This window comes from Caulobacter sp. GW821-FHT09A05, from assembly GCF_059418465.1.
Window position 1 is genome coordinate 1 of sequence record NZ_JBWKPX010000051.1, and the last position, 19,235, is coordinate 19,235.

At 69.7% G+C, this 19,235-nt stretch carries 19 protein-coding genes; 6 read left to right on the forward strand and 13 right to left on the reverse strand.

Annotated elements, in window-relative coordinates:
- The coding region (locus tag AC07NX_RS25670) for a hypothetical protein (RefSeq protein WP_494645889.1) at positions 1 to 217 on the forward strand (217 nt) is incomplete at its 5' end.
- A 38-nt stretch (positions 218 to 255) separates the two neighbouring features.
- Positions 256 to 780, forward strand: coding sequence for a thioredoxin family protein (locus AC07NX_RS25675; RefSeq protein ID WP_145686608.1), 525 nt, complete (start codon positions 256 to 258; stop codon positions 778 to 780).
- A 153-nt stretch (positions 781 to 933) separates the two neighbouring features.
- On the opposite strand, the gene AC07NX_RS25680 is transcribed toward AC07NX_RS25675, so the two are convergent.
- Both AC07NX_RS25680 and AC07NX_RS25685 read right to left on the reverse strand, forming a co-directional pair.
- Positions 934 to 1,779, reverse strand: coding sequence for a C40 family peptidase (locus AC07NX_RS25680; protein WP_494645892.1), 846 nt, complete (start codon positions 1,777 to 1,779; stop codon positions 934 to 936).
- The gene (locus AC07NX_RS25685; RefSeq protein ID WP_494645894.1) at positions 1,776 to 3,209 is read right to left on the reverse strand and encodes a leucyl aminopeptidase family protein; all 1,434 of its coding nucleotides are present in this window, start codon (positions 3,207 to 3,209) and stop codon (positions 1,776 to 1,778) included. Before AC07NX_RS25685 ends, AC07NX_RS25680 begins: the two co-directional genes overlap by 4 nt.
- 99 nt (positions 3,210 to 3,308) lie before the next feature.
- Here AC07NX_RS25685 and AC07NX_RS25690 point away from each other — a divergent pair, with 99 nt between their 5' ends.
- On the forward strand, positions 3,309 to 4,115 hold the full coding sequence (locus tag AC07NX_RS25690; RefSeq protein ID WP_494645896.1) for a tetratricopeptide repeat protein: 807 nt from the start codon (positions 3,309 to 3,311) through the stop codon (positions 4,113 to 4,115).
- Positions 4,116 to 4,160: 45 nt separating this feature from the next.
- Here the strand turns inward: AC07NX_RS25690 and AC07NX_RS25695 are convergent, their stop codons facing one another.
- From AC07NX_RS25695 to AC07NX_RS25745, 11 genes are all read right to left on the reverse strand, one after another.
- Positions 4,161 to 5,531 carry a surface lipoprotein assembly modifier gene (locus tag AC07NX_RS25695; protein WP_494645898.1) on the reverse strand — a complete coding sequence of 457 codons (1,371 nt, stop codon included), beginning with the start codon at positions 5,529 to 5,531 and terminating at the stop codon, positions 4,161 to 4,163.
- Complete coding sequence (locus AC07NX_RS25700; protein ID WP_494645900.1) at positions 5,528 to 7,525, reverse strand: HupA family protein; 1,998 nt, start codon at positions 7,523 to 7,525, stop codon at positions 5,528 to 5,530. The genes AC07NX_RS25695 and AC07NX_RS25700 overlap by 4 nt, the downstream gene beginning before the upstream one ends.
- A 149-nt stretch (positions 7,526 to 7,674) precedes the next feature.
- Positions 7,675 to 8,652, reverse strand: coding sequence for a type II secretion system F family protein (locus AC07NX_RS25705; RefSeq protein ID WP_494645902.1), 978 nt, complete (start codon positions 8,650 to 8,652; stop codon positions 7,675 to 7,677).
- Positions 8,653 to 8,663: 11 nt separating this feature from the next.
- Positions 8,664 to 9,644 carry a type II secretion system F family protein gene (locus tag AC07NX_RS25710; protein ID WP_494645904.1) on the reverse strand — a complete coding sequence of 327 codons (981 nt, stop codon included), beginning with the start codon at positions 9,642 to 9,644 and terminating at the stop codon, positions 8,664 to 8,666.
- A gap of 3 nt (positions 9,645 to 9,647) precedes the next feature.
- Positions 9,648 to 11,174, reverse strand: coding sequence for a TadA family conjugal transfer-associated ATPase (locus AC07NX_RS25715; protein WP_494645906.1), 1,527 nt, complete (start codon positions 11,172 to 11,174; stop codon positions 9,648 to 9,650).
- Positions 11,175 to 11,178: 4 nt separating this feature from the next.
- Positions 11,179 to 12,756: a CpaE/TadZ family protein gene (locus tag AC07NX_RS25720; protein WP_494645908.1), complete on the reverse strand. Its 1,578-nt coding sequence runs from the start codon at positions 12,754 to 12,756 to the stop codon at positions 11,179 to 11,181.
- Complete coding sequence (locus tag AC07NX_RS25725) at positions 12,756 to 13,472, reverse strand: CpaD family pilus assembly protein (protein ID WP_494645910.1); 717 nt, start codon at positions 13,470 to 13,472, stop codon at positions 12,756 to 12,758. Before AC07NX_RS25725 ends, AC07NX_RS25720 begins: the two co-directional genes overlap by 1 nt.
- A 10-nt stretch (positions 13,473 to 13,482) precedes the next feature.
- Positions 13,483 to 15,138 (reverse strand): type II and III secretion system protein family protein, encoded by a 1,656-nt coding sequence (locus AC07NX_RS25730; protein WP_494645912.1) that lies wholly within the window; start codon positions 15,136 to 15,138, stop codon positions 13,483 to 13,485.
- Entirely contained in the window at positions 15,135 to 16,025 is an 891-nt protein-coding gene (gene cpaB / locus AC07NX_RS25735; protein ID WP_035079527.1) for a Flp pilus assembly protein CpaB, read from the reverse strand. The genes AC07NX_RS25730 and cpaB overlap by 4 nt, the downstream gene beginning before the upstream one ends.
- A 237-nt stretch (positions 16,026 to 16,262) precedes the next feature.
- Entirely contained in the window at positions 16,263 to 16,775 is a 513-nt protein-coding gene (locus tag AC07NX_RS25740; RefSeq protein WP_494645914.1) for an A24 family peptidase, read from the reverse strand.
- Between the two features lie 165 nt (positions 16,776 to 16,940).
- Positions 16,941 to 17,123, reverse strand: coding sequence for a Flp family type IVb pilin (locus tag AC07NX_RS25745; RefSeq protein WP_494645916.1), 183 nt, complete (start codon positions 17,121 to 17,123; stop codon positions 16,941 to 16,943).
- Positions 17,124 to 17,435: 312 nt separating this feature from the next.
- Here AC07NX_RS25745 and AC07NX_RS25750 point away from each other — a divergent pair, with 312 nt between their 5' ends.
- From AC07NX_RS25750 to AC07NX_RS25760, 3 genes are all read left to right on the forward strand, one after another.
- The gene (locus AC07NX_RS25750; RefSeq protein ID WP_494645918.1) at positions 17,436 to 17,855 is read left to right on the forward strand and encodes a pilus assembly protein N-terminal domain-containing protein; all 420 of its coding nucleotides are present in this window, start codon (positions 17,436 to 17,438) and stop codon (positions 17,853 to 17,855) included.
- 106 nt (positions 17,856 to 17,961) lie between these two features.
- Positions 17,962 to 18,531, forward strand: a complete 570-nt coding sequence (locus AC07NX_RS25755; protein WP_494645920.1) for a TadE/TadG family type IV pilus assembly protein — start codon at positions 17,962 to 17,964, stop codon at positions 18,529 to 18,531.
- Positions 18,528 to 19,067, forward strand: coding sequence for a TadE/TadG family type IV pilus assembly protein (locus AC07NX_RS25760; RefSeq protein WP_494645922.1), 540 nt, complete (start codon positions 18,528 to 18,530; stop codon positions 19,065 to 19,067). Before AC07NX_RS25755 ends, AC07NX_RS25760 begins: the two co-directional genes overlap by 4 nt.
- Positions 19,068 to 19,235 lie beyond the last annotated feature (168 nt).

The following is a 19,235-nucleotide window of genomic DNA, read 5'->3' on the forward strand; positions in this document are numbered from 1 at the left end:
CCGCGGCTCCGGCCGCCGGCGCGCCGGCCACCCCGGCCCCGGCCGCCGCCAAGTCCTGATCGACCTCAAGGTCCGACCAAGATCAAAAGGCCGCGAAGTTCGCTTCGCGGCCTTTTTCTTTGCCTGCCGTTCAGGCGCCTCCGATCCGGGCGCCCAGGCCGCGTCGAAGCGTCCGCAGCAAAGCTGGCCTTGCGGTCTTTTCCCATTCCGTGAGTAGAGTATCGAACCGCACCGCTTCACCGGAACCGTTCGACCATGACGTCTCGCCCGCTGGCCCGCCTTGGACTTCTTGGCGCCCTCGCCGCCCTGCTGATCGCCGCGCCCGCATCCGCCTTCGCCGCCAAGGCCCCGACCGTGGCCCTGAAGTCGCTGGCCGACCTGCCGACCCCGCCCTACCCCTATGACGAGAAGGCCGACGCCGAGGCCGATGTCGCCGCCGCCCTCAAGCGCGCCAAGAAGGCCCACAAGCTGACCCTGATCGATTTCGGCGGCAACTGGTGCGGCGACTGCCGGGTGTTCGCCGGGGTGATCGAGCAGCCCGACGTCAAGGCCTGGGTCGACAAGCACTACGAGGTCGTGACCGTGAACGTCGGCCGCTACGACAAGAACATGCAGATCCCGGCCCGCTACGGCCTCGACAAGCTGAAAGGCGTGCCCAGCTTCCTGGTGGTCGACGCCAAGGGCAAGCTGGTCAATGACGGCGCCTTCTTCGCCCTGACCGACGCCCGCCACATGACGCCGCAGTCGATCGTCGACTGGCTGGCCCAGTGGCCGAAGTGATCTGATTTCCTTCTCCCCTTGCGGGAGAAGGTGTCAGCGCAGCTGACGGATGAGGGGTCGCGCCGACCTATCCGCCGCGCGGCTGATCCCACCTTCAACCCCTCATCCGACCTCGCTCCGCGAGGCCACCTTCTCCCGCAAGGGGAGAAGGATCTACGGCCGCCGCCACCCCGTCACCGCGCCGCCGCCGGCCGCGGCGATCCGGGCGAGCGCCTCGGCCAGGGGCTCGACCGCCACGGCCATGTGATGGGCGTTGGCGTGCAGGATCGTGTCGGCGTCCAGCAGCAGAGCCACGTGGCCCTTCCAGAACACCAGGTCGCCGCGCCGGCGCTCGGCCTCGGCGATGGGGGCGAAGAAGGCCAGCTGCATGTCGGTGTCGCGGGGGACGGCCCGGCCGCAGGCCGCCAGGGCCTGCTGCGCCAGGCCCGAGCAGTCCAGGCCCAGCGATTCGCGGCCGCCCCACTGGTAGGGCGCCCCCAGATAGCCCTCGGCCACGGCCACGTAGTCGGTCAGAGCCACGCCGACCGGCGCCAGGTGGGCGGCGACGAACCAGCCCGTGCCCTCGCCCTTGGAAAACCGTCCCTCGGTCGCCTCGATCGCGGTCAGGGCGTTCAGCGAATAGAGGCCTACCGGCCGTGACTTGATGTCGGGCTCGGCGAAGGCGTAGGTGCGCGGGACCGCCACCTGGTGGGTGGCCGGCGCGCCCGGGGCGGCCAGGTCGTCCTCGGCGACGAAGCCGACATAGCCGTCGCGCGTCGCCTGGCCCCAGGCGAAGCCGTCCTTCGCCTCAAGCACCTTGAACAGTTCGCCGAACAGCAGCTGGTCCCACTGCTCGGCCATCGGGTGGGCGGCCTTGCGCAGGGCCGCGGTCGGGACGGCGACCTGGCGCAGGGTCGGCGCTTCGTAGCGCCCGGCGGCGACCAGGCCCTGCAGGTCGAGGTCCGCCAGGTCGGGACGGGCCAGGGTCACCCTGGAGTCGTACGGGCGCGGATCGCTCATGCCGAGGCCTTCGGGAACCGCGACTTCAGCATGCCATACAGCCCCCGGATCACCTGGGCCTCGCCGCCGGAGGCGAAGCCCGGCCGGGCCTTGGGATTCCAGGCGAAGATGTCGAAGTGCGCCCACGACCCGGTGGTCGGGGCGAAGCGCTGCAGGAACAGGGCCGCGGTGATCGAGCCGGCCTGGGCCCAGGCGTCCGGGTCGTTCTTCAGGTCGGCGATGTCGCCCTCGACCGCCTCCCTGTATCCATCCCACAAGGGCATGCGCCAAACGGGGTCGGAGGCCTCGCGCGCGCCTTCCTCGATCTCCAGGGCCAGGTCGTCGTCGGGGGTGTAGAACGGGATCACCTGCGGCCCCAGGGCCACCCGCGCCGCGCCGGTCAGGGTGGCCAGGTCGATGGTCAGGGCCGGTTCCAGCTCGGCGGCGCGGGTCAGGGCGTCGGCCAGGATCAGCCGGCCTTCCGCGTCGGTGTTGCCCACCTCGACCGTCAGGCCGGCGCGGGTGGCCAGCACGTCGCCCGGCCGCATGGCGTCGCCGGCGATGGCGTTCTCGACCACCGGGACCAGCACGCTGAGGGCCACGGGCAGGCCGGCGGCCATCACCATCCGCCCCAGGGCCAGGGCGTGGGCCGCGCCGCCCATGTCCTTCTTCATCAGCCGCATGCCGGACGAGGGCTTGATGTCCAGGCCGCCGGTGTCGAACACCACGCCTTTTCCGATGATCGCGACGCGGGGGTGGGCCGGATCGCCCCAGGTCAGCTCCAGCATGCGCGGCGCCCGGGACGGGACGGCGGCGCGGCCGACGGCGTGGACGGCGGGATAGTTCTGGTCCAGCAGGTCGTCGCCGACGATCACGTCCAGGGTCGCGCCGTGCCGCTCGGCGATCTCGCGGGCGATGGTCTCGATCTGCAGCGGCCCCATGTCGTTGGCCGGGGTGTTGACCATGTCGCGGGCCAGGGCGCAGGCATGGGCGACGGCGTGGACCTCGTCCAGGTCGACGGTTTCGTCCGCGACCAGTCGTCGCGGCCCCTCCCCGCCATGGGGGCCGGTCCGGGGCCGATAGCGGTCGAACCGGTAGGCGCCCAGGGCGAAGGCCAGGGCGACCTGGCCCGGATCGAGGCCGTCGGGAACCGCGGCCAGGCGGTAGTCGCCGGCCGGCAGCCGGGCCGGCAGGGCGCGGAACAGCATGGCCTCGGCCTTGTCCTTCGTCCCCAATCCCAGCAGCACCCGGTCCACGGCCCCTTGCGGCGTCGGCAGGACCAGCACCTGGCCGGCCTTGGCCTTGAAGTCCTCCAGGGCCACGAAGCCCTTCACGAAGCTGGGCCGCGCCTCGACGAAGGCGGCCAGTTCGGACTCGTACAGGCAGTGGATGGGCGTGGGCGCGCCGTCCTCGGGCGAGCGGGACGAGGAGGCGATGATCGGTTCCGACATGGACGCGCCCTGAGCTTGCAATGGGTCGGGGGAGATTATGCTTAACGATTCCTTGAGGGCCACGCGCGAGGATGCGGGACCGTCGGGAGATCCTTCTTCATGTGTCGCAAGCGCGCGCTCCTCGCAACCGTTCTCGCCCCCGTCCTGCTGATGGCGGCGTCGGCGCACGCCGCCGACAAGCCCGCCCCGGCGGCCGCCGCCGCGCCCGAGGCGCCGCGCAAGGCCACGCCGGCCGAGCGGGCCGAGATGCGGCGCGCCGATCCGCTGACCCGCATGGCCTTCTGGTCGACCGAGGCCGAGCGCGACGGCCGCGACGTCGAGGCCGGCGTCGGCCTGTCCCAGGCCCTGCGCGCCCTGGGCCGTTATGACGAGGCCGCCGACGCGGCCGCCCGCATCCTGATCGTGGTCCCCGACAACTACGACGCCCTGATGGAATCGGCCCGGGCCAACGTGGCGCGCGGCCAGGGCTTCTACGCCATCGAGCCGGGCCGCAAGGCCGCCGCCCTGCAGCCGCGCGACTGGCGGCCGCTGTCGCTGCTGGGCGTGGCCTACGAGCAGGCCAAGCGCGACGACGAGGCCCTGGCGGCCCACCGCCAGGCCGTGGCCCTGGCCCCGGCCGAGGCCGTCCCCCTGGCCAATCTCGCCCTGCACCTGGCCTCGACCGGCGACCTGCCCGGCGCCGAGAAACTGCTGCGCCAGGCCGCCGCCCTGCCCACCGCCACCATCCAGGTGCGCCAGAACCTGGCCCTGGTGGTCGGGCTGCAGGGCCGCCTCGACGAGGCCGAGCGGCTGGCCCGCCAGGACCTGCCGCCGGAATCGGTCGACAACAACCTGGCCTGGCTACGCGCCGCCGTCGGCCAGGCCAGCGCCTCCCGGTCGTGGGACGCGGTGAAGGCGGGGGGCTAAGGGCTTTCGCCCGAGGCCTTCCATCGCGGCCCGTCCATCCAGGCTTCAGAACGCGCGGGTGAAACCGAACTCCACGCGGCTGCGGTCATAGCTGTAGAGTCCGATGTTCGAACGGTTCCGCGAGAGCCTCGCCGAGACATAGGGATGGCTGCCCAGGATGAGCAAATCGCGCTTCGAAACCCGCGCTTCCAGCCTGACTTCCTGGTCGCGCCGGGTCAGGCCGAAGGCGGCCGCGGCTGCGTCAAACCGGCGTTCGTCATAGCCGGCCTCGATATACAGCAGGCTCGCCAAGGGCGTCGGGAATAGCCGCCCCACCCCGACCTGACCTTCCCAGTAGCTCTCCGACCCGGCCAGGGAATCGCGCCGGGTGACCCCGCCGTTCAAGCGCCACAGCGTGGAGGTCGAGAGGTACCGGGTCCTGGACAGGTCGATGGCATAGCTCTGGCCGTCACGCGTCGGGCTCAGGCTCTGGCGGATGTTGTCCGCGGTCAGGATCGCCCTCCAGCGCCGATCGTGGCCATAGGCGTCGCCCTCGGCCAGCAGGCCTTCGCGCCGTTCGAGCCGCGCGCCGCCGAACCAGCTTTCGCTGGCCGTGGCCTGCACGGCGATGGTGGCGTCGCGGCCGACCCGCCATTCCGGGCCCAGGCGCAAGGAGAGCTGCTGGTTGTCGAGGTCGTCGCCCGGCAGCGCGTTGAAGCTGAAGATTCCGGTGGCGCGCACGAACAGGGTGGGCGAGACGCGAAAGCTCTTCTCCACGCCCCCGTAGCCCGACACCCCGACGCCGCCTCGCCGACGCGCCGCGTCGTCCAGCTGAAAGGGCAGGCCGTAGAGATCGACATGGGTCGCGTCGGTGCCGGCGTTGACGTTCGAGTCGGGCGCGATGGAGCCCCCGATCCAGACCCGCAGGCTCTTTCGGCTGTTGATGGCTTCGAGGCGCGTTCGCGTGACGCCGGCCCTGAACGGATCCAGCCCGCCGGCCAGCGCCAGGCGATAGGCCAGGGTCGCCGCCTGGTCGTGGCGGTGCTTGAAGTGGATCTCGGCGAGTTGAAAGCGCGCCACGGCGTCGTCGGGATGGGCCGAGAGATAGGTTTCGATCGCCGACAGCGCCGCCTCGTCCTGCCCCAGGCGAACGAGGAGCTCAACCCGCAGCCTCAGGCCTTCCGGCCGCGCCACGAGGTCGGGGCGGCTGAGCAGGAGGTCGAGGGCATGGTCATATTCGCCGGCGCGCAGGAAGAGCTGCAGGGCCAGGCCGAAGGCCTGATCACCCTCGATGACGCGGGGCGGGGTAGGCCCACTCTGGGCGGCGGGCGGCGGCTGGGCCTGGGCTTGGACCTGGGCGGAGGCGTTGCGCGCTATCCCAAGCGCCAGCAGCGCGCCGAACACCTGCAGGGACGGCGCCCATCGGGCTGGGATCAAGGCTGGCGTCCGAGCGCCGCGCCGCCCGTCATGAATACGCCGCTCTCCGGCGTGCCGAGTTGATAGGTGAGGCCCGCCTCGTCGGGCGCCTGCCCCGTCGCGCCGAAGAAGGCGCCTTCGACGCGTCCCGTCAGCCCCAGGCCGCCCGTCTCGCTGGTCGCCGTGCCGGAAAAGGTCGACGTCGCCGAGGCGATCGAGCCCGAATAGCGGAAGTCCAGCGACTCTGGGGTTGTCGTCGGCGCGCCGGTGAACCACTCCTGGAACTGGAAGTTTGAGGCGCGGCCGGATACAGCGCCGGTGGCGAAATTGGCGTTGAGGCTGATGTCGCTGGCGGTCGCATATAGCCGGTCGCCGTTGACGTAGGCGCCCCGGGTCGCCCCCGCAAACTGAGCGCTCCCCGTCGTCGGCATGTCGGCGGGTGCGGTCTGACGGCCGAAAACGATGAAGCTTCGCTCCTCCTGCTGCGCGACCTCCCTATGTCTCTCGGCGGCGATCTGGACGAAGTCGAGCGCGCGGCTCAGGGTCGACGAGACGTCATAGACGCTCAAAGTACCGGTGAGGAAGATGTCGTCCGCAGACGCCGTTTTGACTTGCCCGCCGAAGCCGTCCGCGGCCGTCGCGGCCGGAACGCGGAAGATCCGGGAAAAATTCTCCCGTCCCCCATCAATGACGTAGGTGATCGTATAGGTGTCGGTCGGGACGGCCGTGTTCACGCCCGGGTCAATCTTGACGCTCACGCCGCTCTGAACATTGTGGATATCCGCCGCGCGAATGTAGCTTGGGACCGGATAGTCCGGGTTACTACCCGAATTGCCATTGGACCGGTTCAACTGGGCCGATGGACCGAAGAAGGTGGCGGTTCGCTCAAGACAGGCGGACTGGACGCAGCCCGGCGTGGTGAGGGCCGGTGGCGTGATCGGATTGGGTCCAGGGGCCGACGGCGGAGCCGCCGCGCTGGGCGAGGCCCCCGCGACGCCCGCGCCGATCATGGAACCGTCGTCGCCACTAAGGATGTAGCTCAGGCCGACCTCATCCGGGGTGGTGTTGGCCAGGCCGAAGAACGACCCGATGACCGTCCCGGTCCAGCCCAAGCCCCCTGCCCGGCTGGCGGCGACGCCCGTGAAGTGGCCGGTGGTGGACGTCAGCGAAGCCGCGAAGTCGAAGTCGGGCTTTCCCGGCAGGGCCGTCAGGGGCGAGGTGCTGTCGATGTGACCGAGGTGGCCCTGGAAATCGGTCGCCGCGCCGGTGATCGCACCCGTGGCGAAATTGGCGTTCAGCCACAGGCGGCCCTTGACCGTGTAGACGCCGTCTCGCGCATAGTTGACCTCGCCGAAGGTCTGCCCCGCATAGACCGCGCTGCCGGTCTGCATGGCCGGACTGAAGGCGCCTGTCTCCCGCCCATAGACGCCGAAAATATAGTCCGTGTTCGGCTCGGCATGGGTGTGTGAGACGAAGCTCAGGCTATAGTCGAGACTCCCGGACTCGGTGGTCGCCGGATAGAGCAGATAAAGGTCGTGGGGCGGGCAAGGCTGGGCGCCGGTGACGCAGTAGTAACGCTGGGCGGGGATCCCAAGCGGCAGCGTCGCGCCCGTATGCTGCGGTCCGGTGGGGAAGGTTTCGTTGCGGCTCCCCAGTGTCAACTTCCAGTCGTAGGTCTCGTCGCCCGCGACGCCGGGGCTGCCGGCGTTCTGGGTGATCGTCCCGACGCCGGGCCCGGCGGCGCTGTCTCCGCCGGCCGTGCCGTTCATGGCGAGGGGACGGGTCGCGTAGCGGAACATCGCGAACGGCCCGCTCAAGACCAGGGCGCCGGCGGTGCACGCCAGCGACTGCGGCTTGGCGGCGCAGTCGTTCACGCCGAGACCAGGCTGCACCGGAGGGGGTGGCGGTGGTGTGACGGGTCCGCCGGTGTCGGGGCCTCCGCCGCCGCCGCCGCAGCCCGAGACAATCGCTCCACCCAGGAACAACGCCAGAATGAGAGGTGTGTTCTTAGTCATGGCGCCGGTCACACTACTCAGCGTGGCGCCAGGTCATCGCCACCACAGAGTCCAAGCTCTACATAGGGTAGCAGTAGTTGGCAATCGCGCTCTGGTGACATCAAGATCGGAAGTCGGCTGGACGCCGAGCGATGCTCCACTCAGCCGACTCAGCGGTGCTTCATCACGTCCTGGATCTTGATGATCGCCGGACCCATGATCACGATGAACAGCACGGGCAGGAAGAACACGATCATCGGCACGGTCAGCTTGGCCGGCAGGGCGGCGGCCTTCTTTTCGGCGGCCGACAGGCGCAGTTCGCGGTTCTCCTTGGCCATCACCCGCAGGGCCGCGCCGAGCGGGGTGCCGTAGCGTTCGGCCTGGATCATGGCGGTGACCACCGAGCGGATGCCGGGATGGTTGGTCCGCCGGGCCAGGCCCTCATAGGCCAGGCGGCGCTCGGGCAGGTAGCTGAGCTCGGCGGTCAGCAGGCTGAGCTCCTCGGCCAGCTCCATCGAGGCCGAGCCGACCTCGGCGCCGACCTTGGCGATGGCCGCCTCGATCGACATGCCGCTCTCGACGCAGATCAGCATCAGGTCCAGGGCGTCCGGGAAGGCCTGGACGATCGACTCGCGGCGCTTCTGGGCGATGTTGGAGATGTAGAGGTTGGGCGCGTAGTAGCCCGCCGTCAGGGCGAAGAAGCAGGCGGCGATCTTCTGCACCGGCAGCAGGCCGAAACCGTTGACCACATAGAGGTAGAACGCCGTCACCACCGCGAACACGAACGGCATCACGAAGCGGAAGAAGTAGAAGGTCGACACCGGCTTGGGACCGCGGAAGCCGGCCTGGGCCAGCTTGTCGACGACCTTGGGATCCTCCAGCAGCCTGGACAGCTGCAGGCGGTCGACGACGTTCTTGTACATGCCCTCGTCGACGTGCCGCAGCGAGCCGCCGCCCTTCTGGGACAGGGCCTCGCGCGAGCGGCGGCGCAGCTCCTCGCGGCGGTTGGCCACCGACTTCAGCCGGCCCTCCAGGCCGTTGCTGCTCATCATCGGCGAGGCCAGGGTGACGATGGTGGCGAACACCACGATGGCGATGAAGATGCTGAGCAGGGTCTGGGGGTCGGTAAGCGTCTCGACCAGATTCATGACCGCCCTCCCTAGAACTTGAAGTTGATCATCTTGCGCATCACGAAGATGCCCACGCTCATCCAGAAGCCGGCGATCATCAGCATGAAGTGGCCGCGCTGCTCGCTGAACATCGGCGCCATATAGGTCGGCGCGGTCATCGAGATCATCACGATGACGCCGGGCGGCAGGCTGCCGATGATGACGGCCGAGGCGACGGCTTCGGCCGACAGCGCCTTGATCTTCTCGGCCATCAGCTTGCGGGCCCGCAGCACGGTCGACAGGTTGCCCAGCGCCTCGGCCAGGTTGCCGCCGGTCTTGGCCTGGATGGTCAGGACGATGGTGAAGAAGCGCAGCTCGTTGGTGGGCATGCGCTCGTACATGCGCTCCAGCGCCTGCTCCATCGACATGCCCATGCCGGTGTTCTCGGTCAGCATGCGGAACTCGCCGGCCAGCGGCTCGGGACACTCCTTGCCGATGATCTTCAGGCAGTCGTGGACCGGCAGGCCCGACTTGATGCCGCGCACGATGATGTCGATGGCGTCGGAAAAGGCGGACGTGAACTTCTTGGTGCGGGCCTTGGCCATCATGCCCACCACCCAGCGAGGCAGGCCGAAGCCGGCGGCGAAGGCCGCGCCCAGGGCGATGATCGGCATCTGGCGCAGCAGCAGCAGCGCCAGGCCGGCCGTCAGCCCGACCACGCCGCTGATGATCCAGAACATCCGGGTGTTGTCGCCCAGGCCCGCGGCGCGCAGGCGCGCGGCGATGGTCAGCGACGCCTTCTTCTTCCTCTGGTCCTGTTCCTTCAGGGTCTTGAGGATCTGCTTGCGGCGGGCGTCGGGGGTGTTGGCCGCGGCCCTGGCGCGGGCGACCGCGGCCTGGCGGTCGCCGCCGGCGATCAGCTGGGCGCGCTTGACGGTCTTGGACGCGCCGCTGTCGCCGCCGCCGGCCAGCACGAAGCCCAGGCCCGCTACGGTGATGAAGCCCAGGACTCCGACGAGGATGAACAGCATCGTCTACTCCGCCGCGTCGAGGGCTTCGGCCAGCTCGCGCTCCAGGCCGTAATAACGGGCGCGGTCCCAGAAGCGCGGGCGGCCGATGCCGGTCGAGCGGTGCTTGCCCAGCACCTTGCCCTCGGCGTCCTCGCCGTTGATCTCGTAAACGAACAGGTCCTGGGTGACGATCACGTCGCCTTCCAGCCCCACCACCTCGGTGATGTGGGTGATGCGCCGCGAGCCGTCGCGCAGGCGCGCGGCCTGGACGATGACGTCGACCGAGCCGACGATCATCTCCTTGATGGTCTTCGAGGGCAGGCCGTAGCCGCCCATGGTGATCATGCTCTCGATCCGGCTGATGGCCTCGCGCGGGCTGTTGGCGTGCAGCGTGCCCATCGAGCCGTCGTGGCCGGTGTTCATGGCCTGCAGCAGGTCGAACGCCTCCGGGCCGCGGACTTCGCCGACGATGATCCGCTCGGGACGCATCCGCAGGCAGTTCTTGACCAGGTCGCGCATGGTCACCGCCCCCTGGCCTTCCAGGTTGGGGGGCCGGGTTTCCAGGCGGACCACGTGCGGCTGCTGCAGCTGCAGCTCGGCCGCGTCCTCGCAGGTCACCACCCGCTCGGTAGGGTCGATGAAGGCGGTCATGGTGTTGAGCAGGGTGGTCTTGCCCGAGCCGGTGCCGCCCGAGATGACGATGTTGCAGCGGCAGGCGCCGATCACGCCCAGCACCCGCGCCCCTTCCGGGCTGATCGACGCGAAGTCGACCAGGTTCTTCATCGTCAGCTTGTCCTTCTTGAACTTCCGGATGGTCAGGGTGGGACCGTCCAGCGCCAGGGGCGGGGCGATGACGTTGACGCGGCTGCCGTCGGGCAGGCGGGCGTCGCAGATCGGCGAGCTTTCGTCGACCCGGCGGCCGACCTGACTGACGATCCGCTGGCAGATGTTCATCAGCTGCAGGTTGTCGCGGAAGCGGACATTGGTCAGCTGGACCTTGCCGCCGACTTCGATGAACACCCGGTGGGCGCCGTTGACCATGATGTCGGCGATGTCGTCGCGGGCCAGCAGGGGCTCCAGCGGGCCGTAGCCGAGGACGTCGTTGATGATGTCCTGGACCAGGTGCTCCTGCTCGGAGACCGACATCGAGACGTTCTTGATCGCCACCAGCTCGGCGACGATGTCGCGGATCTCCTCGGCCGCCGCCTTCAGATCCAGCTGGGCCAGCTGGCTGAGGTCGATGGTGTTGAGCAGGGCGTTGAAGATCGTGGTCTTGGTGGCGTGGTAATAGTCGCTCTGCTCGCGGACCACGTTGGCGGTCGGCGGCGCGCCCTGGGCGGCGCGCAGCTGCTCCAGGCCGTTGGTGGCCTTGGGACCGACGGCCTTGGCCGGGCTCGCCGCCGGGGCGGCGGGGGCGGCGGGGGCGACGGATTCGTTGGCGGCGGGCTCGACGCGCTGCGGGCGCGTGGCGATGGCCGGCGCGCCGGTCGAGACGGGCGGCGGCGCCTGTTCCGGACGGAGGGCGGCGGCCTGGTCGCGCTTGCCGAACATGCCCCTACTTCTTCTTGAACAGGCTGGAGAGGACCGAGGCCTTCTGGGCCGCCGGCGGTTCGCGACGGCTGATCAGGCGCGCCAGGTGGTCGATGCCCTCGGCCGCCTTCGACTTGGGCGCCACCTCGGCGACCATCTGGCCGTTGTTGGCGGCCTGGCCGAAGGGCTTGGGATCGAAGGGCAGGACCAGGGACGGCGTCAGGCCCAGGGCCTCGCCGAAGTCCTTGACCGGGATCTCGGGACGGCCGGGCACGCCCACCTGGTTCAGCACCAGGCGCGGCGGGGCGTCGTTGGGGCGGGCCTGGCGGACCAGGTCGACGATGTTCTTGGCGTTGCGCAGGCTGGCGAGGTCGGGCGTGGCCACCACCACCAGGTCGTCGCTGGCGATCAGCACCCGGCGGGTCCAGGCGCTCCAGCTGTGCGGCAGGTCCAGCACCACGAAGGGCGCGGCGCCGCGGATCTTCTGGGTGACTTCCTCGTAGGCCTCGGCCGGGATCTCGTAGTCGTGGTCCAGGGCGCCGGGCGCGGCGAACAGCGACAGGCGGTCGCCGCAGCGCACCATCATCCGGTCCATCAGCACCGGGTCCAGGCGGTCGGGCTGGCTCAGCGCATCGAGCACGCCCTGCAGCGGGTCCTGGTTGAAGTCGAGGCCGGCGGTGCCGAACGGCAGGTCCAGATCGACCATCACCGTGGCGGCCTGCACGCGCTCGGCCATCGACCAGGCGAAGTTGTGGGCCAGGGTCGAGGAGCCGACGCCGCCCTTGGCGCCGACGAACGCGATCTGCCGGCCGACGAACGGCGCGGAGGGGTCGGCATAGAGGCTGGAGATCGCGCGGATGATCTGCAGCGGCCCCTGGGGCTGGGTGATGTACTCGCTGACCCCGCGCCGCATCAGCTCGCGATAGAGGGCGATGTCGTTCGTCTGGCCGATGACCACGACCTTGGTCCCCGGGTCGCAGACCTGGGCCAGGCCGTCCAGCAGGGCCAGCATGCGCGGCGCGGCGTCCAGGCTCTCGACCAGCACCAGCGAGGGGGTCGACTGGTTCTGGTAGTAGGCCACGGCCCCTTCCAGCCCGCCGGGCTGGGCGATGGTCGAGGCGCGGGCCATCCGGCGGTCGGCCGAGGCGGCCTCGACCAGGGCGACGGTCTCGGCCCGGGCGCAGAAGGCGTGGATGGTGATGCGGGGCACGGCCGCCTCGCCCATGTCGGCGTCGGCGGCGGCGAGGACTTCCTGCACCAGGGCCTGGGTCGAGCCGACCGGATGGGCGACGGGCTCAACCGGCTCGGCCGCTTCGATCGGCGCGGCCTGGGCCGCCGCGAGGACGACCGCCGGGGCGGCGGCCGCCGCGACCGGCGGCTGGGGCGTGTACGGCTCGGCCGGCGGCGGCAGGTCGGCGAACGGCGCGGAGACGGTTTCGCGAGGACGCACGGGCGGGAAATCGGCGAACGGGTCGTCGGCGCTCGAGCGCTCCGGCGGCGCGCCACGCCACGGGTCGCCGCCCAGGGGCGCGTCCGGCGCGGCGAAGTCGTCGTCGGCTTCGAAGCCGAGGTCGAAGGGGTCGTGATCGCTACGCGTGGTCATCACTTGACCGCCTTCGAAATGGCGCCGTCGGACTGCTCATCCTTGGCCGACGAAGTGACCTCGCCCTTGCGGTACTTGTCGAGCACGGTCGCGCGGCGACCGGAGTCGATCGGCGCCTCGGCGCGCGGGCCCAGCAGGTCTTCGGGATTGGCCACCTGGGCGGCGATGTTGGCGGTCACCGCGCAGCCGAAGTTCTCGTAGGCGGTGTTGTCGCGGGTGGCGGCGAGGTTCTCCCAGCCGCCGCATTGCGGGATCTGGGCGGTATAGCGCAGGAAGCCGACCTTCAGCGGCGCGGCCGGCGCGCCGGCCGCGTCATAGCCCGTCACCCGCACCTTGGCGGCCGGCGCGCCCATGGCGATCAGGCGTTGGCGGGCGGCCACGGCCATGCGGCCGGCGACCTCGCCGCCGGCCCCGCCGATGGGGGCGTTGACGACGATCTCCCGCGCCTCGGCCGCCATCCAGCGGCCCACCAGCTCGTCCAGGGCCTGGGTCTGCGCCGCCGACAGCCCCTCGGCATGGAGCGCCAGCAGCACCTCGTCCGGACGAGGAGCGACATGCACACGGTCTTCCCACTTCTGGGAGGCGGTGCGCGGCGCGACGGCCGTCTCGGGGCCGGCGGCGGGGCCTGCGCAGGCGGCCAGCAGCGCCAGGACCAGGCCGGCGGCGGCCAATTTCGAGGCCGCCGGGAACGAAGAGGAAGGATGGGGTCGCGTCATGTCCGCGTTCTCACTCGATCACATAGCCGACGGGGCCCTGGTAGGCGCGCCCGCTGTTCGCGCCGACCGGCGCCTTGACCACCTTGTTGAGCCGGCCCAGCAGCACCGTGCCCATGTCGCTCGCCGTCTGCAGGCCGTCGGCCGGCGTCTGCAGGTTCTGCGGCTTGGTCGGGTCGACGATGTAGGGGGTGATGATCACCACCAGTTCGGTCTCGCCGTTCAGATAGTCGCGCGAGCGGAACAGCGAGCCGAGGATCGGCAGGCTGGTCATGCCGGGCAAGGCGTCGATGTTCTGCTTGGTCTGCTGCTGCAGCAGGCCGGCGATCATCAGCGACCCGCCCGACGGCAGCTCGACCGTGGTTTCCGCCCGCCGCACCGTCAGGCCAGGCACGCTGAGATTGGTGCCGCCAGTGCTGCTGGCCAGGGTGAAGGCCCCCAGGCTGGTCAGTTCCGACACCTCGGTCGACAGCTTCAGCGAGATGCGACCGCCCGACAGCACCACCGGCGTATAGCCCAGGCCGACGCCGTAAGGCTTGAACTCCAGCGAGATGCGGCCCGTCGCATCCTGGGCGATCGGCACCGGAAACTCGCCGCCAACCAGGAATTTGCCGGCTTCGCCCGACACCACCGTCAAGTTGGGTTCGGCCAGGGTGCGCACCAGGCCCGCCCGTTCGAAGGCCTGGATCATACCCTTGCCGGAGTTCAGGCCGGGACTGCCAGCCGTGTCCTTGACGGTGGCCGTATTGCCGTTGATGACCTTGATTGGATTGCCGTTGGCGTCGACGGAATCGAAGACCGTCGAGTGAACGACCTGATAGCAGGTGCCGGTGATTCCGGCCGCGCAGGGCACCACCATCTGGGGCTGCTTGGTCGTGTCGCGCAGCCACCCACCGATCCCGCCCCCCAACAGGCCGCCATTCACCCCGTAGGTGGGGGTCAGGCCGAACTTGTACTGGGTCTCGCCGAGTTGACCCAGCACGGCGTTGGAATCGACACCAAGCTGCTTGATGAGGTTGCGCTGGACCTCGACGATGCGGACCTTGAGCATCACCTGATCCTTGCCGGCGATGGTCAGCATGTTCAGCACGTTGTCGGGCTTGTCGACGAACTTGCTGGCGATCTGGGACGCCATGCCCGCCTCGCCGGCGTTGGCCACCGCGCCCGTCAGGATCACGCTGTCGCGGATCGCCTGCACCTGGATGCTGGCGTTGGGCAGCACGCGCCGCAGGGTGTCCTCCAGGGCGGTGGAGTCCTGCTCGACCCGGATGGCCAGGCTGAGGATCTTCCGGCCCGAGGCGTCGAAGAACACCGCGTCGGTCGCGCCCAGGGCCATGCCCAGCACATAGATGCGGCGCGGGCCGCGCAGCACCGCGTCGGCCACGGCCGGGTTGGTCACCAGCATGTCGCGCACGTCGACGGGCAGCTCGATGATGGCCGACTTGCCGCGCGACAGGTTCAGGGTCTGGGCGCCCGAGGCGGTCAGGTCGATCCGCAGAACCTGGTCGGCGGGCGGAGCCATCGTCGGAGGCGCCACGGAACGCGGGGAGACCCGGGCCGGCGTCCGGTAGAGATGGGTGCCGGCCGCCGGGCCGTCGGCCAGGGCGGCGGCCGAGGGCGCCAGGGCCAGGACGGCCGCGAGCGAGGCGGAGGAGAGCCGGCGGATCATGGGCGAACCGAGATGCTGGAGGTCTGGCCGCCGCGGTTGATGCGGACGACGGCGGAATCTTGCGAGGCGACCGCGAGGCCCGAGGGGCCGCCCAGGTCGGTATAGGCGCGCAGGGTCAGGGTCACCGGACCGGCCGCCTTGGCCCGGGTCAGGGCCTCGGCCTCGATCGGGCCGACCTCGAGGGTGGCGGTGGAGGCGACGATGGTCTTGGCGTCTTTCTCGGCCGCCGTGCTCTGGTCCAGGGCCAGGACGCGGACGTTCTGGACGATGGTCTCGGCGACGGTCTGCTTGATCGCCGCCCCGTCGCCCTCGCCGACGCTCTGCGCCTCGCGGGTCTGGATGACGTCGACCCGGTCGCCGGGCAGGATGAAGCCGCCGACCGCGGTCTCGGAGGTGACCGGCACGGCCATGGCGCGCTTGCCGGGGCCCAGGACCACCGACAGGTAGCCGCCTTCGCCGCCGCGGACGATCTTGCGGGCGGTGATGGGTTCGCCGGCCAGGATCGGGTCGCGCACGATCGCGCCCTCGACGGCCTTTTCGGGGGTGACGCCGCCGATCATCGTCCCGGCCGCGTCCCCGACCGCCTTGGCGGCCTTGGCGGTCGCCTTGGTCGGGACGGGATCGGCCGCGCCATTGGTGATGAAGGCGGCGTTGACGGCGTCGGACGGCCAGGGCTGCCAGTCGACGTCGCCGGCGGCCAGGCGGTCGCCGATGGCCAGGTCGCGCTTGGCGACCAGGACCTGGGTCATGGGCTTGGTCGACGGGGCGGAGGTCTGGACCACCGGCGCCGGCGCGGGCTTGCCGCCCATCGCCTTCTGCATGACCACGGCCAGGCCGATGGCCGCGACGGCGGCGACCAGGACGATCATGACGCGAAGAGGATTCATGCGGCTGGGCTCTAGCGACGAAAACTGGGTCAAGGCGGGCCGCCTTCAGGCGATCACGCACGAATCGTCCAACGGCCCTTCTGGCCCCCGTCTCATGCTCGCCCGCCCATGGTTAACAGCGGCTAAAGGCGCCGGTCCGAAAGGCGGGATCGGCGGCGCGACAGGCTGACGCGGGCGCCGCCCGATCCTAGAGCCTGTTTAGCGGGCGAAACCGCTCACACTTTCGCCCAACGCGCTCTAGGCGCCGGCGGCCAGGGCCAGCGCGCCCTGCGGAAAGGTCGCGAGGGCCCCGATCGCGATGGCCACGCCGTAGGGAATGTCGCCGCCCGGGGCGCCGAGCTTGCGGACCCAGGCCGGGCTGCCGGCCAGGACCGGCTCGAACCAGCCCGAGCGCAGGCTGAGAAGGCCCAGGGTCAGGGCGCCGCCCGCCATGCCGGTGACCAGCATGAACGGCAGGGCCGCGGGCCAGCCCAGCCACAGGACCGACGCCGCGAACAGCTTGGCGTCGCCGCCGCCGATCCAGCCGGCCGCGAACATGCCCATGCCGACCAGCAGGGCGACGGCGCCGGAAGCCAGGCACAGGCCCAGGGTCGCCAGGGACGCGCCGCTGACCAGGGCGACCGGCGCGAAGGCGACGATCAGCGCCAGGGAGATCCAGTTGGGGATCGTATAGCTGGTGGCGTCCTTCAGCGCGGCGACCACGGTCAGCGCGGGGAAGATCAGCAGCAGGGCGTATTGAAAGGTCTGCATGGCGGCCTGACTCGTTCGATCCGAAACATCTTGCCCCGATCCGATGAAGCAATGGTTTCCGCCAGCGCCGCGAACGAAGCGCCGCGGCCTGGACTGAGGTCAGGACGCAAAGAAAAGGCCCCGGCGTTTCCGCCGAGGCCTCGTCTTCGATGGTCGGAGCGTCGCTTAGGAAGCGGCGTTGCCGGCGGCGATCTTGGTGTTGGCGTTCGTGAAGGTGGTCTTCAGCGTGCCGCCCAGGGTGGTCACGATGGTGGCGATCACGACGGCGATCAGGGCGACGATCAGGCCGTACTCGATGGCGGTCGCGCCGGATTCGTCCTTCAGGAAGCGGGTGACAAACTTCGACATGTAGATCTCCTTGGTCAGTAAGTGGATCTGGGCTCTCAAGCCGTGTCGACTTGCTCACCCCCGAAAACACGATCAATTTCGCCGACCTCACTTAATGCCCAGTAAACACCGGATAGTTTCTCTAATTTTTTCATTGGTTTATTTTGATTTATCATTACTAGCTCTTAACCATGGCGCTTCTCCACGGGCAAAAACCCCTTATCTGCCAACGTTTTCTCGAACTCTAGAAAGAATACACGAGCATCCAGCTTAGTTCTTTATTGACCATTCCCAGGCATGCTGGTCGCGTACAAAGCCTGGGAAGACATCTTCATGCGCCGCCTGACTCTCGTCCTCTGCGCCGGTCTGAGCCTCTCCGTCGCCACCGTCGCCGTCGCCGACAGCCTGTCCGCGCCGCTCTCGGTCAGCGCCGGCGCCGCCGCGCGCATCACCCTGGGCGCGCCCGTGCGCGACATCGTGGTGGGCGACCCGTCCGTGGCCGATGTCAGCCTCGTCAACGAGCGGACCCTGGTGATCCTGGGCAAGAAGGTCGGCGCCACCACCATCCTGGCCTTCGACGCTCGCGGCCGCGCCCTGGCCGACCGCGACGTCGTGGTCTCCAGCGTCCCGACCCAGGCCGTCGTCGTCCAGCGCGGCGTCAACGCCGCGACCTACGCCTGCGGCGATCGCTGCTCGCTGCTGAGCACCACCGCCGCGCCCGCCGCCGCCGCCGGCGCCCCGCCCACCCCCTAGAGCCGGTTCGCCGCGAGATCGCGCGGGCCTAAACCCCTGATTAGGGACGCGCGGCCTAGATTGCCTCGCCTGACGTTCCCTCAAAGGCGCTGACCCGGACGCCGCCATGGCCGATCGAGCCCGACACCATCGCCGACTTCTGGCCCGTCTGGGGCTGCTACGTCGCTTCGCCCGCGCCGACGACGGCGCGGCGGCGATCGAGTTCGCCTTCGTCGCCATCCCCTTCCTGATCCTGGTGTTCGCGATCATCGAGCTGGGCCTGACCTTCCTGGTGTCGATGAGCCTGGAGAACGCGCTGAACAACGTCGACCGCACCATCCGCACCGGGGCGCTGCAGGCCAGCGGCGGCGACGCGGTCACGTTCCGCGACGCGGTGTGCGGCGAGATGTCCTGGCTGGGCTCGTCCTGCGCGTCGTCGATCGTCCTCGACGTCCGCGTCCTGCCCTCGTTCGCGCAGACCGACGACCTGCCGGCCCCGGTGGCCGGCAAGACCTGCTTCGACCCCGGCGGCGCCAACTCGATCGTCCTCGTGCGCGGCTACTACAAATGGCCCCTGATCACGCCGTTGCTGCAGGAGGCGGTCGCCGGCACGTCCGGCGATCGCCAGGTGACGTTCGCGGCGGTGTTCGCCAACGAGCCCTTTTCCAACACCCCCGTCGCGATCAAATGCACATGAGCCGCCGTCTTTCCCGATTCTGGCGCGATCGCCGCGGCGTCTCGGCCGTCGAATTCGCCCTGATCGCCCCGGTGCTGATCGTCTTCTATTTCGGCATGGCCGAGTTGACCGAGGCGATGATGGCCCAGCGGCGCCTGAGCCACCTGACCTCGTCGATCGGCGACGTCGTGGCCCGGGACCCGAAGCTGACCGACGCCCGCCTCGCCGACCTGTTCAGCGTTGGCGACGTGCTGATGTCGCCGTTCCCGACCTCGACCCTGCGGCTGTGCCTGGTCAGCATCGCCTCCGACGCCAACGGCAAGGACACGGTCGTGTGGTCCGAACAATCGAACGCGCCGCTGAACTGCCCCGCGCCCGGCGCCGTGCTCGACATTCCCGTCAGCGTGCTGCCGGCCGGCCAGAGCGTGATCATGAGCAAGGCCAGCTACGAGTACAATTCGGTGTTCAAGTTCATCATCCCCCAGAACCTGACCTTCCGCCGCACCTACTATCTGAAGCCGCGCCTCTCCGAGCAGGTGACCCGCTCGCCGACCTAGGGCGTGACAGCCGAAAGCGTGAGCGGCTTCGGCGCCTGCCGCGCTCTAAATGTTTGATTTAGAGCCTTTTTACGCCTTCCATGCGAGACTGAAAGGCTCTAGCAGGCTGTTGAAGAAGTCCGTAGCGGTGCGGGACTGGGCATGATTCACTCTCTCAAGCGAGGCTTG